Here is a 13,009-nt window from a genome sequence, read left to right as displayed (position 1 = left end):
GCTTCCCGGCGATTTTCCGCTTGAATGCGCCTGAAATCGTCACGAAAGGCCATGCAATGACGAATTTCGTCACCCTCGACGATTTCGACCATCGGTTGCTGGCGCGGGTCCGACGCAACAATCTGGAGCCGGCGCGGGTGACGGCCGAGGCGGTGGGCCTGTCGGAATCCGCCGTGCTGCGCCGGCTGCGTCGTCTGCGGGCCGAAGGGGTCATCGCCGCCGATGTCGCCGTGATCGATCCCGCCCGGGTCGAACCGCGCATCGTCCTTCATGTCCAGGTCGAGATGAACACCCAGGATCGCGGGGTGATGGACGCCTTTCAGCGCGCCATGAAGGCCAGTCCCGAGGTCCAGGGCGCGTGGGACGTGACGGGCGAGACCGACTATCTGCTGACCGTCGCCGTCCGTTCGATGCAGGACTACGAGGCCTTCGGCATCCGCGAACTGATCCCCGAAAAGGGCGTGCGCGGCTTCAAGAGCATGATCGTGATCCGCGAGGTTGTCGGCTTCGATCCGGGCCGCGCGGTGCTGGAGCGTTGAGGCCTCAGAACAGGGGCACGGTGACGCGCAACGACACGACCACCACATTGTCGGCGTCGCGCAGACCGCCGGGATTGCGGATCAACTGGATGTCGGGCTGGATGCCGAACCGGCCGATGGTGTCGGCATAGGTCAGTTCCAGTCCCTCTTCGTGGCGGCCGGGATTCAGGCCGGCGTCGGCGAAATTGGCGCGCGCCTTGCCCGACAGCCATCCCTGATGAAGGCCGAAGGACAGTTGACCCTCAGGCCGTGACGCGAAGATCTGGCGCATCAGGACGCCGGCCTGCCAGCCGCCCTTGAAATCCGTCGTGTCGCCGTCCGACAGGCCAAGGCGGGCGAAGGCGTCGATCTGCAGACCGTCGGCCGCGCCGTAGAGGCGGCCCTCGGCGAGCGCATAGGCGCCCTGGGCCCGGCTGTGGTCGGGGTCGCCGGCGGGGGTCAGGTCGCGGATGTCCTCCTGACGCTGATCATAGCGCCAGACGCCGAACGCATAGCGGACGGGGCCGCCGACGCCCGCCTCGGCGATGCCCAGCACGCCTTCGTCCAGGGTGGTGTCCACCCCGCCGTGGTCGCCCAGGGTCCGGGCGTCGGCGTTGACGACCGCAACCTGACCGTAGAGGGCGTCGCTGTCGCCCAGGCGAAGCCGCGCCGCCAGCGACGACGACGGGAAGATGGCCGGGCCGTTGGGGCCGGTCGAGGCCAGTTCCGAGCCGATGCCGAACGGCGGCGCGATCAGCAGGCCGGACGCCTCGGTGGCGTAGAATTCGCTGTTGAGGTCGTACAGGCCCGCCAGAAGCGAGGCCGATCCGCCCAGGTCCTGTTCGATCCAGGCCTCGAACAGTCGCGCGCCCTGGGCGCCCACCTCGATGTTGTCGACGCCCTGCAGGGTGCCGGCGAGAGCGTTCGGCTCGCCGCCGCCGTTATAGAGGCCCGACACATGCAGCCGTGCGCCACGCCAGCCGACGGCCTGTTCCAGGTCGCCGTCCAGCGCGACCGACAGATTGTCCAGGTAGCGGCCGGCGCGCGAGACGCCGCCCGAGACCACGCCGGAAACATCGGCCGTGTATTCCGCCGAGACCGTCCAGGCTGGATCGACGACGCGGGCGGCGGACGGTCCGGCGATGCAGAAGGCGCAAAGAGCGGCCGCTGCGAAAAGAGGGGTCGTAGTCGTGGGCTTAGCGTTCTGCATGGCCATACATCCGTTCTGTGTTGCAGACCGGTGTAATCCGAGAAGGTGAATATCGCGCTTACGCGCTGAGTGCCAAGGCGAACAAACCGTTAACCAGAATTCATGTACCGGTGTTTCACGATGGGGCGCAGGGGATAACGAAGATGATCTGGACGATCGGCAAGAAGGTTACGGCGACCGGCATCGGCGTTCTGCTGCTCTCCGTCGGCACGGCGGGTGTCGGCCTGATGATGAACACCCAGTTGGGCGATGCGCTGGACAAGGCTTCGGAGTCGTCCAACATTCTGCGCAACCATATGCAGGCCGACATGATGCATGACGCCTTGCGGGCGGATGTGTTCGCGGCCTTGCTGTCTTCCGATCCGGCCAACGGGGTCGCCTTGGACGATGTTCGAGCAGCCTTGGCCGAACACCGTGCGATCTTTGAGAAATCGGTGGCGGAAAATACCGCCCTGGTGACGGACCCGGAAATCAAGGCGGCCTTGGAGTCGGTGGACGCGCCCTTGACGACCTATGTCGAGGCGGCGGGCAATGTGATCGACGCCGCCGGGCGCGATACCGCCGAGGCGCAGCGGCTGATGCCCGACTTCCTGACCCAGTTCACGACGCTGGAGACCGCGATGGGTGCGGCGGCCGACAAGATCGAGGCCGAGGCCCTGCGCAACCACGATGCCGCAGAGGCGTCGGCGGCCAGTGGTCGAATGGTCATGATCGGGGCTGTGATCCTGAGCCTGCTGATCAGCCTGGGCCTGATCCTGGGCGGGACGCGCGGCGTGGTCGCGCCGATCCGGCGGCTGACCGCAGACCTGCGCGCCATGGCCCAAGGCAAGACCGAGGTGCAACTGAGCGAGGCGCGGCGCAAGGACGAGGTCGGCGACATCGCCCGCGCCGTGGTCGACATTCAGGCGCTGATCGTCAAACGCGCCGAGGCCGAGGCGGCCCAGGCCGAACAGCAGCGCCTCAAGGAGGACGAGGACCGGATCGCCGGCGAGCACTCGCGTCAGGCCTCCGCTCGCGAGCAGGCCACGGTCGTGACCGGCCTGAGCCAGGGTCTGGAGGCGCTGGCCGCCGCCGATCTGACCTACCGGATCGTCCAGCCCTTCCCCGCCGCCTATGAGCAGTTACGCTCCAACTTCAACGCCGCCCTGGACGGGCTTCAGGAGGCCATCGGCTCGATCGCCTTCAACGCCGGAGCCATCAACGCCGGCGCCGGAGAGATCGCCCAGGCTGCCGACGATCTGTCGCGCCGCACCGAACAACAGGCTGCGTCTCTGGAAGAGACCGCCGCCGCCCTGGACCAGATCACCGCCACCGTGCGGGCGACCGCTGCGGGCGCCGTCCAGGCCGCCGGCGCCGTCCAGGCGGCCCGCGGCGACGCCGACAAGAGCGGCGACGTCGTTCGCGACGCCATCACGGCCATGGGCGAGATCGAACGGTCGTCTAACGAGATCGGCCAGATCATCGGCGTCATCGACGAGATCGCCTTCCAGACCAACCTGCTGGCCCTGAACGCCGGGGTCGAGGCCGCGCGGGCGGGCGACAGCGGTCGCGGCTTCGCCGTCGTCGCCTCCGAAGTGCGGGCGTTGGCCGAGCGATCGGCCCAGGCCGCCAAGGAGATCAAGTCCCTGATCACCCAGTCCGCGAACCAGGTGGGATCGGGCGTGCGTCTGGTCGGCGAAACCGGCGCGAGCCTGGAGCGGATCGCGGCCCATGTCGCCCAGATCGAAACCCTGGTGACCGACATCTCTGGCTCGGCCGCCGAACAGGCGACGGGCCTTCAGGAGGTCAATACGGCGGTCAACCAGATGGACCAGATGACCCAGCAGAATGCGGCCATGGTCGAGCAATCCACCGCCGCCAGCCATTCCCTGTCGCAGGAGGCCGACAGCCTGAACGCGGCCGTGGCTCGGTTCCAGGTCGGCGCGCCTCAAGGCCAGGCCGCGCGGCCGGCCCCGGCGAGACATGCCGCACCCGCCGCACAGCGCACGGTCACGGCGATGAAGACGGTGGGTCGCGGCGGCGCCGCCCTGGCGCCGACGGTGCAGGCCGACGGCTGGGAAGAGTTCTAGGGGCGGACCTAGGTCGCCGAGGCCTCGACCACCAGGATCGCGCCGACGCCTTCGCCTTCCCCGGCGTCTTTCCCGGAGTGTGGGGCCTGGTTCACGATGGTGCCGCCGATCTGGCGCACCAGGCTGTCGATCACGCGCATGCCCAGGCTGCGGTCGCTGCGGGCGGCGATCAGGTCGAAGCCCTTGCCCTGGTCGGCCACCGTCACGGTCAGGCGTCCGTCCGCGATCCGGCCGGTCACGGTGATGCCGCCGCCGTCGGGGCCATAGGCGTATTTGATGGCGTTGGTGACCAGTTCGTTGACGATCAGGCCCAGCGGAATGGCGATGTCGGCGCCCAGCGGCGCGTCGGAGGCCTCGCAGGTGATGACGTGACGATCGCTGCCGGTGTCGATGGCCGCGCACAGCTGGCACAGGAAGTCGGACAGGATCACGGTCTGGACGTCGGCGCCGCGCCACAGCTGATCGTGGACCTGGCTGATGGCCTGGATGCGCGCGCCGGCGGTGGCCAGGGCGGCGCGCACGTCGTCTGAGGCCGCGCCGCGCGCCTGCATCGACAGCAGGCTGGAGACCAGGGACAGGCTGTTCTTGACGCGGTGGCTGACCTCGCGCGTCAGCAGGGCCTGGTGTTCGATGGCGGCCAAAAGCCGCTGCTCGGTCTGCTGGCGGGCGATGGCGGCGCCGACGACGGCGGCGAAGGCGTCCAGGAACAGGGCGTCGCGGGCGTCGAACTGGCCTTCTTCGGGGCTGTCGACCTCAAGCACGCCCCAGGGTTCACCGTCCAAGTCGGGCCGGATCAGCACGTTGATGGCGCGGCGCACCCCGTGATCGGCCAGCAGTTTGGGCGTTTTGAACCGGTCTTCGATGTCCAAATGGTTCGAGATCAGGGGCTTGCCGGTCTGGAAGGCGTAGCCGGCCGGGGAATCCAGCTCGACGCCCAGCGAGGCGCGGCCCTCGACCTCGCCGCTCCAGCCCACGCCGGCGACCAGGACCAGGCGGTCGCGCGCCTCGTTGTGGATCAGCACCTTGGACAGGGGCGTCTCCAGCCCGTCGGCGCAAACCTCGCAGGCCGCGTCGAGCAGGGCCTGGCGGTCCCGCTCGCGCAGGGCCACCTCGCCGAACCGCGCCAGCAGCGACTGCTGCTTGAGGCGATAGCGCAGCTCGTCGGCGGTCGAGCGGGTCTCGGTCGCCGGGGGCGCCTCGACCTTGGGCGCGACCGGTTCGTCCATGCGGATCTGGGTCTCTGCGGCCGTATCGGCCCACACCTCCGCGACCAGTTCGGCGATCTCTGGCGTCAGGCCGGTGTCGGAAGGCGGGCGGGTGTGGGGCAAGGGAGAAAATCTCGGTTCGCGCGACCGCGTCATATAGGCCTACATAGCCGCTCTGAAAGGGTCGCGCAGAAATGATCGCGTTCGCCCCCTTGCGCCGTGCGGCGAGGCCTTATCTTTTGCGGGCCACAAATTCACGGAGACTTCCCCCATGACCGACTTCAGCTACGACGCGTCCCGCCACCTGAAGAAGGGCCGGGGCAAGGTCTATGACTCGATCGTCGACACCATCGGCGACACCCCCATCGTGCGGCTGCCGCGTCTGTCGGCGGAGTATGGAGCCAAGGCCACGGTGCTGGCCAAGCTGGAGTTCTTCAACCCCATCGCCTCGGTCAAGGACCGGATCGGGGTCGCCATGGTCGAGGCGTTGCAGGACGCGGGCAAGATCAACAAGGATACGGTCCTGGTCGAACCGACCAGCGGCAACACCGGCATCGCCCTGGCCTTCGTGGCGGCGGCCAAGGGGCTGAAGCTGATCCTGTGCATGCCCGAGAGCATGTCCATCGAACGGCGCAAGATGCTGGCCCTGCTGGGCGCCCAGCTTGAGCTGACCCCTGCCGAGAAGGGGATGAAGGGGGCCATCGCGCGGGCGCAGGAACTGCTGGAGACCACGCCGAACTCGGTCAGCCCGTCGCAGTTCGAGAACCTGGCCAACCCCGCCATCCACCGGGTCACGACGGCCGAGGAAATCTGGAACGACACGGACGGGGCGGTGGACATCGTCATCGCCGGTGTCGGCACCGGCGGCACCATCTCGGGCGTGGGTCAGGCGCTGAAGGCGAAGAAGGGCTCAGTGAAGATGATCGCGGTCGAGCCGGAGGCCTCGCCCGTCCTGTCGGGCGGCGCGCCCGGCCCTCACAAGATCCAGGGCATCGGCGCCGGCTTCACGCCCGCCATCTACGATCCGTCGGTGGTCGATGGGGTCGAACAGGTCTCGAACGACGACAGTTTCGACATGGCGCGCAAGGCCGCCCGCGTCGAAGGCATCCCCGTCGGCATCAGCTCGGGCGCGGCCCTGACCGCAGCGTTCAGGCTTGCCGCTATGGACGAGAATGCGGGCAAGACCATCGTGGTCATCATCCCGTCCTTCGCCGAACGCTATCTGTCGACGGCCCTTTTCGAAGGACTTTAGGCGGCTCACGCCCGGTTAACCGCTGGCGCCTAAACTGGGCGAATGGGCGAACTGTCAGCCATGATGGGGGAAGAGGCGACGCCGGAGATGCCGCTGCGCGCACGCCGTGCGCTGCTGAAGCGGCTGGCCGATGTCGTGTCCCTTCCCGCCAGCCGGATCAACGCTTTCGAGCGGGCGGTCACCGGCGATCTGCTGGTCGAGATGCTGCGTCTGGCGTCGCGCGAGGAGCGTCGGCGGGTCGCCTCGCGCCTGGCGCCGCTGGCCGAACTGCCCAACAGCGTGGCGCGCATCCTGTTGCGCGACGAGCCGGAGATCGCCGGTCTGCTGATCGAACAGTGCGCGTCGTTGAGCGACGCCGATATCGTCGGCTGTGCGCGCGACGCCAGTTTCGAGCATCGCCTGCTGATCGCGGCGCGGCGCAATCTGTCCGAGATCGCCACCGAGACCCTGTTCTCCTTCGGCGAGATGGAGGTGATCGAGGCGGTTCTGCGCAACAAGACCGCGCGGCTGTCGCAGGTCGGGATAGAGACGGTGGTGGGCCTGAGCCGTCAGTCGCCGGGTCTGTGCGGTCTGCTGCTGAAACGGCCCGAGCTGAGGCCGTCGGGCGCCTATGTCATGTTCTGGTGGTGCGCCTCTGAGGATCGTCGCACCATCCTGCAGCGGTTCGCCGTGTCGCGCGAAGTCATGCAGGAGGCGTCCGAGGACGTCTTCCCCATGGCCGCCGAAGAGGGCTGGGCCGATCCGGTGGCGCGCAAGGCGCTGCAGTTCATCGAGCGGCGCCAACGCAACCGCGCCGCCATTGAAAAGAGCCCGTTCGACAGTCTGGAACAGGCCGTCATGGTCGCCGCGCGCGACGGGCTGACGCGCGAGACGGCGTCGGAAATCGCCTTCCTGGCGGGGGTCAAGCCGCTGACGGGGGCCAAGCTTCTGGGCGATCCGGGCGGGGAGCCTCTGGCGATCCTGTGCAAGGCGACGGGGATGTCGCGTGTGGACCTGACCAATCTGTGGCGATCGATGCGTCGGCCCGAGACCCTGGCGGACGGCAAGATCCATCCCGACTGGGAGCGGGTGCAGATCACCTATGAGATGCTGGCGGTCGACCGGGCGCAGACGGTGTTGCGATACTGGAACTGGTCTTTGTCGTCGGCTTTGACGCCCAGCCTGTTGCGGGCGATCCGTGACGGCGAGGACGATGCTGTCGACGAATATTCGGCGCCCGAGCGCGCGGCGATGATGGTGCTGGCCGAAGACTTCGGTCGCTGATCCTAACCACTAGAGATACGCGTATCTACGTGCATATCGCACCGCTTTGGCGCGTGTTTGCTTTCAGGCCAAAACAACTCTATCAGGATGTGAGGATGACTCGACTGGAGAATCAGTCGAGCGCACATGGATCATGAAAGCGATGTCGATAATGGAAGATAAGCCCGAACTGCTGGAGATGACTGCGGACATCGTGTCGGCCTATGTCGGCAACAACTCCGTCTCGGCAGACGCTCTGCCGGCGCTTATCTCCAATATTCACGCCGCCCTGTCGGGCGTTTCCAATGGTCCGGTCGAAGCTGAGCCCGAGCCCAAGGAGCCGGCGGTGCCGATCCGCAAGTCGATCGCGCCTGACTTCCTGATCTGTCTGGAAGACGGTCGCAAGTTCAAGTCGTTGAAGCGCCACCTGCGCACCAAATACGACATGAGCCCCGAAGACTACCGCGCCAAATGGGGTCTGCCGAAAGACTATCCCATGGTCGCCCCGAACTACGCCAAGGCCCGTTCGGAACTGGCCAAGTCGATGGGCCTGGGCCAGGGCGGCCGCAAGCCCGCCCGCGCCGCCACGACGGCGCGCGCCAAGAAATAAGCCGGATTTTTTCGGTAAAAGGACGCCCGCTTCCGAAAGGAGGCGGGCGTTTTTGCTTTCTCCCTCCCCTTTATGGGGAGGGGTGATCGCGCAGCGATCGGGGTGGGGTCGAGTGGGCAAGAGCGGGCTTTTGACTGCCCCACCCTGGCTCGGACTGCGTCCTCGCCGTCCCTCCCCATGAAGGGGAGGGAGATTTCCAGTCAGGCCGCCTGGGCGCTGCGGCGCATGCGCCAGAAGCGCAGGGTGCGAAGGGCGGCGTCGCGGGTCAGTTCGCCGTACATCCGGCCGTAGGCGGCGGCCTTGCCCATCGGATTGTCTTCCGAGCCCAGGACGGCGACGGCGTAGGTCAGATAGATGGCGCGGTCCATGTCGGCCGCCTTGCAGACCACCGACAGGGCGTCCAGGTCCTTGCGCTCGACGATGCCGCGCGCGGTGTGGAAGTCGATGTCGGCCAGTTTCGACAGGGCGATCAAGAAGGGCGTGCGGCCGTTCGAGCGCAGGAAGCGGATCAGCACCTGGGGCGTCAGCTGTCCGGCGGCCTTCAGCTCGTCCACATAGGCCAAATTCTCGGCATAGTCGGCGGGCAGGGCGCCGTCGTCGGTGGCGACCCGGGTGCGGCCGGCGGCCAGGGCCGCCTCCAGCAGGTCGGGGTCCATGCGGGCGTTCTGTTCCAGGATCTGGTGACGCAGCCGGGCCTCGACGACGAAATACATCTCGTTCAGCAGGTCGGCGGGCAGGCTCTGGCGCTCGACCGTGGCGGCGTGCAGGGCCGGATTGGCCTTGGCGCGTTCGACGGCGGTCTCGGACGCCGCGCGCGACAGGCGGGCGCCGTCGTTGCGCAACAGAGCGTCCAGGGTGTCGTCGTCGCCGCGTTCCACGATGATGTCGGACACGGCCTCGGACACGGTGGCCCGCTCCGACACGGCGCGCAGATGGCCCTGGCCGCGCCGGCGCACGACGTGGATCAGGTCCTCGTCGGTCAGGACGCTGGAGGCGCGCAGCACCTGTTCGGCGACCTCCAGCTCGTCGTCGGCGAAGCGGCGGATCAGGCTGTGGGGGGCGTTGGGCGCCTCGGCGAAACGGGCGGCCAGTTCGGCGCGGACCGCCAGCTCCATCTCGTCGGACAGCTTGGCCAGGACCGAGCCGTAGAGATCGGTCTCGTTGGCGTTGTGGTCGGGAACGCCGAAGAAGTGATCGGTCAGTTCGCGCAGCAGCAGGCGGCGTTTCTCGCTGGATTCCTCGCCGGCCAGGGCGATCAGCTGCGGCAAGCGCGAGCCGGGGATCACGGCAGGTTCGATCACGACTTGATCGCTCATGGCAGGTTGTCGGCTTCGGTCTGGGGCACGGCGCGCAGGGAGCCGTTGGCGTTGCGGATCAGGGCGGGCGGGCCGTCCGGCTGGGCCAGATCGTTCGAGCGCGGCGTCTGGGTCATCTCGACCGGCAGGGCGTCCAGATAGGTCTGCTGCGGGGCCTGGATGGCGTCGGGGTGACGGCCGGCCTGGCGGTGGACGGAATAATAGCGGGCGCTGTTGTCGCCGGTCGGGGCCATCTGGGCCGCCTGCTGATTGGCGGTGACGGCGGCGCCGTCGAGGGGGACGCCGGCCTGGGGCCGTTGCAGGCGATAGATGGGGGCGTCGCGGCGCGGCGCCATGGGGTCGGCGACCGCGGCGGCTTCGGCCGGTTGCGGCTGGGGTTGCGGCTGGGGTTCGGGCGCGGCCTGGACCGTCTGCTGCGGGGCGGGCGTGGGGGCAGCCTCGGCTTGCGGTTGAGGTTGCGGTTGGCTCTGGACCGGCTCGGGCGCCTGCGGCTGAGGCGCGGGGGTGTAGGGGGCAGGGGTGGACTGAACGGGGGCGGCCTGCGTCGGGGCGGGGGCAGGCTGGCCCATCCAGGCGCTGGCGGGCGTCAGGCCGTTGCTGCGCGGTGTGGCGGCGGAGGGCGCGGGCGCCAGGCGGGCCAGGGGAATGGCGCCGGGGATGGTGCGGTTGGCGGCGACGACGGTCGGCTGCGGGGCCTCCGGCTGCGTTACGGCGGGCCTCGGGGCGGGGCTCGGGGCGGATCGGGCGGCGACCGGCGGCTTGCCGGGCCACGACAGGTAGCGCAGGCCGGACGGATTGGTGGAAGCCTGCTGGGCGACAGCGCCGCTGGCCACGAGGCTGGCGGCGGTCAGGACGGTCGAAAGGACGAGGGCGCTGCGCAAGGCGGCTCTCCGGTAAGGAATTGCAGCCCGCACACTAGGGTTCGACCACTTAATCCCGCGCTAACGCCACGGCCGGTTGCGACAACGAAGGCGTGTCAGCCGCGACCGGGCAGATAGTTGTCGGTGAAGGCGTCGCGCCAGTTCAGGTCCGCCTCATAGACGCCGGCCTGGGAGGTCACGTCGAAGAAGGCCTGCCAGCGCTCCTCGGTCAGGGCGCCCAGGCCGTAGAGTGCGGCGTCGCCGCCGTCGACGATGGCGTAGTCGCGTAAGCGTTCGCGGGCCTGGTCCAGCACGGCTTGCGTCATGTCCGGGTTGTCCTTGCGGATCAGCGCGTCAGCGGCCGAGGCGTCGCCCCGGATATAGTCGCGCCACCCCTCGGCCGAGGCGGCGATGAAGCTGCGCAGGGCCGCCGCATTGTCGCGGGCGAAGGCGTTGGGCGCCAGGACCATGGCGGCGTAGGAGGGATAGCCTTCGTCGGCCATCAGGAAGACGCGCGGGTCGAAATCGGCCGCCTGTTCGATGGCGTAGGGATCGCTGGTCAGATAGCCCTGCTGCACCGCGCGCGTGTTGGCGATGAAGGCGGCGGGGTCATAGGCGTAGGGTCGCAGCTGCTCGTCGGTGAAGCCGTAGCGGGCCTTCAGCCAGACCCAGAAGGTGTTGATCGCCGTGTCGGCCAGCAGGAAGGGTCGGCCGGTCAGGTCGGCGATGGTCTCCAGCGCCGGATCGGGATGGGCCATCAGGACCTGGGGATCCTTCTGGAAGAAGGCGGCGACGGCCTTCACCGGGGCGCCGGCCGCGACCAGGTTCAGGGGGATGAAGCTGTTGGAGCCCATGCCCAGCTCGACCGCGCCCGAGGCCAGCAGTTGCGGCACGTTCACGCCGGGACCGCCCTGGACGATCTGGACGTTCAGCCCGCGCTTCTCATAGGCCCCGCTGGCCAGGGCCTGATAGAAGCCGCCCTGTTCGGCCTGGGCGCGCCAGTCGGTGGCGAAACGCAGGCGCACGCGACCCTGCTCGTCCACCGGCGCCTCGACCCGTCCGCAGGCCCGCAGCCCCACGGCCCCCGCCGCCACGGCCGCACCGCCCGCGATCAGAGCGCGGCGGCGGGTCAGCAGGCGATTCCTCAGCATAGTCATGCGCCTGACTTACGGGGGGATAGGGGCCTTGGGAAGGCGCGGGTTCAGTTCTGATCCGCGTCCATAGGCTTGTCGGTGTCCTGAAGCCTGTAGCGTACCGGAACCACGCATCGGACGCCGGCCTCGAACCCCGGCGTGGCCTGGCTGGTCTGCACCAGCCGCAGGGCGTCGACGCCGAAGGCAGCGGCCGGCTGGGCCTCGATCACCGACGCGTTGCCGATCTGGCCCCAGGGGGCGATGTCGAAGCGTATCAGCGCCCAGCCCTCGACCGAGCGATCGCGGAAGACGGTCGGAAACACGGGATTGGCGCGAACGGAGAACCGGTCGCCGATGGTCGCCGGGCATTGCTGCAGCGGGTCTTCACGCTGATCCTCCGGCGTCACGGGTGGAGCCGCCAAGGTCTCGCCAGAGCGATAGAGGTTGTAGACGCAGCCTTTCCTGGCCGGGCCGGGACGCATCCGCGTCTCTGCCGTCGCGCGACGAGCCTCGGAGTCCAGGTCGGCATCGCCGGACGAGCCAATGGTCTCGACGTCGGTCGCGCGGCCTTCGGCGTCGATGTTCCATCGGGTCACGGACCAGCTGCGACCGCCGGGCGCGGGCTTGCGCCCCTTTTCGAAGTCGGGAAACACGACAGTGTCCGGCTGGCGGCCGCCGAACCGGTCGCCGCAGTCGGCGCCCTCTCCGCCCAAGCGTTTCGCCACGGCGTCGCGCAGGGCGCCCCGATCGCGGTTGATAGCGAAATAGTTCAGCAGGTCCGGCGTCTCGGCCTCGTCCAGTCGAACACTGCGCCAGCGGATCGTCAGGCGGCAATCCTTTCGTGCCCGCGCAGGAAAGCGCCAGACGGCGAGGCTAGCCTGGAAATTGGCGAAGGCTATAGGCGCTGCGTCGGCGGGCCGGATATCGACCGTTCGCCCGTCCCCCGCGACGGAAAACGCCAGGACCGTTTCGGGGTCAGATTCGCCTTGTCGTGCGGCCTGTTGCGCCGGCAGGGTCTCGCTGTAGAGGGGCTGCACCGCAAGGCCCTCGCACGTCGATTCCGTTTCGGGCAGACGCAGGACGGTGTTCTCGACCGGCTGGCCCAGAGCGCCGAACCTGACGGCGACCGGAGGGGGTGGAGGCGTCGGGGTGATGATGGGCGGCCCGACATACTCGGGCTGTTGATCGGCGTGGGCCGAACCCGCTGAAATCACGCCGACGGCGAAGGCGCAAAACGCGGTCTGGATTGCACGCATGACTGTCTCCAACTGCACGGTATGGATGCAGATGTCGGAGCGGCTGTCTAGCGCAAGTCTGTGAACTCAACCCCCGAGTTGAGCGACGCCCAATTGAGCGAGGGGACGAAGCGTGCGGGCAAGCCCGTGCTCTTCGTCCCCTCGCCAAGTCCGGGTTGGACTTGGCCGTTCGGGTCAGGGCCTTGGCGTCAGCGCCGTTTCGAGCGAACCCGAAAGGGCGGTCGGCTTTGTCCTGTCGCGCTCCTGGTCTTGGGCGTCCCACGGCATTGCGTCCGCGTCGTCCGTCGATCCCGATCCGGTTCTCTCGTCCCTCGTCGATCCGAAGACCGTCGAGGACT

General features: G+C 68.4%; 11 protein-coding genes. 5 read left to right on the top strand and 6 right to left on the bottom strand.

Features of this window, described 5'->3' with window-relative positions; genetic code table 11:
- The first annotated feature begins 56 nt into the window (after positions 1–56).
- Positions 57–539 (top strand): Lrp/AsnC family transcriptional regulator, encoded by a 483-nt coding sequence (locus ACK4MH_RS12865; RefSeq protein ID WP_409719000.1) that lies wholly within the window; start codon positions 57–59, stop codon positions 537–539.
- A gap of 4 nt (positions 540–543) precedes the next feature.
- On the opposite strand, the gene ACK4MH_RS12860 is transcribed toward ACK4MH_RS12865, so the two are convergent.
- A complete protein-coding gene (locus tag ACK4MH_RS12860) occupies positions 544–1,728 on the bottom strand; it encodes a carbohydrate porin (RefSeq protein WP_409718998.1) in 1,185 nt (394 codons plus the stop codon).
- Between the two features lie 143 nt (positions 1,729–1,871).
- On the opposite strand from ACK4MH_RS12860, the gene ACK4MH_RS12855 reads away from it, so the two are divergent.
- Positions 1,872–3,797 (top strand): methyl-accepting chemotaxis protein, encoded by a 1,926-nt coding sequence (locus ACK4MH_RS12855; RefSeq protein WP_409718996.1) that lies wholly within the window; start codon positions 1,872–1,874, stop codon positions 3,795–3,797.
- 8 nt (positions 3,798–3,805) lie between these two features.
- Here ACK4MH_RS12855 and ACK4MH_RS12850 read toward each other — a convergent pair whose 3' ends face one another.
- Entirely contained in the window at positions 3,806–5,125 is a 1,320-nt protein-coding gene (locus tag ACK4MH_RS12850) for a sensor histidine kinase (RefSeq protein ID WP_409718994.1), read from the bottom strand.
- Positions 5,126–5,273: 148 nt separating this feature from the next.
- Here ACK4MH_RS12850 and cysK point away from each other — a divergent pair, with 148 nt between their 5' ends.
- From cysK to ACK4MH_RS12835, 3 genes are all read left to right on the top strand, one after another.
- A complete protein-coding gene (cysK, locus tag ACK4MH_RS12845) occupies positions 5,274–6,254 on the top strand; it encodes a cysteine synthase A (RefSeq protein ID WP_409718992.1) in 981 nt (326 codons plus the stop codon).
- A gap of 42 nt (positions 6,255–6,296) precedes the next feature.
- Positions 6,297–7,517 (top strand): DUF2336 domain-containing protein, encoded by a 1,221-nt coding sequence (locus ACK4MH_RS12840; RefSeq protein WP_409718990.1) that lies wholly within the window; start codon positions 6,297–6,299, stop codon positions 7,515–7,517.
- Between the two features lie 151 nt (positions 7,518–7,668).
- The gene (locus ACK4MH_RS12835) at positions 7,669–8,106 is read left to right on the top strand and encodes a MucR family transcriptional regulator (protein ID WP_135194080.1); all 438 of its coding nucleotides are present in this window, start codon (positions 7,669–7,671) and stop codon (positions 8,104–8,106) included.
- 200 nt (positions 8,107–8,306) lie between these two features.
- Here ACK4MH_RS12835 and ACK4MH_RS12830 read toward each other — a convergent pair whose 3' ends face one another.
- The 4 genes from ACK4MH_RS12830 to ACK4MH_RS12815 form a co-directional block, all read right to left on the bottom strand.
- The gene (locus ACK4MH_RS12830) at positions 8,307–9,422 is read right to left on the bottom strand and encodes a DUF2336 domain-containing protein (protein ID WP_409718988.1); all 1,116 of its coding nucleotides are present in this window, start codon (positions 9,420–9,422) and stop codon (positions 8,307–8,309) included.
- Entirely contained in the window at positions 9,419–10,303 is an 885-nt protein-coding gene (locus ACK4MH_RS12825) for a hypothetical protein (RefSeq protein ID WP_409718986.1), read from the bottom strand. The genes ACK4MH_RS12830 and ACK4MH_RS12825 overlap by 4 nt, the downstream gene beginning before the upstream one ends.
- 95 nt (positions 10,304–10,398) lie before the next feature.
- Positions 10,399–11,439, bottom strand: a complete 1,041-nt coding sequence (locus tag ACK4MH_RS12820; RefSeq protein ID WP_409718984.1) for an ABC transporter substrate-binding protein — start codon at positions 11,437–11,439, stop codon at positions 10,399–10,401.
- 44 nt (positions 11,440–11,483) lie between these two features.
- Positions 11,484–12,671: a TonB family protein gene (locus tag ACK4MH_RS12815; protein ID WP_409718982.1), complete on the bottom strand. Its 1,188-nt coding sequence runs from the start codon at positions 12,669–12,671 to the stop codon at positions 11,484–11,486.
- Positions 12,672–13,009: the final 338 nt, after the last annotated feature.

This window comes from Brevundimonas sp., from assembly GCF_046295075.1.
GTDB lineage: Bacteria > Pseudomonadota > Alphaproteobacteria > Caulobacterales > Caulobacteraceae > Brevundimonas.
This window is presented reverse-complemented; position numbering and strand designations above follow the sequence as displayed.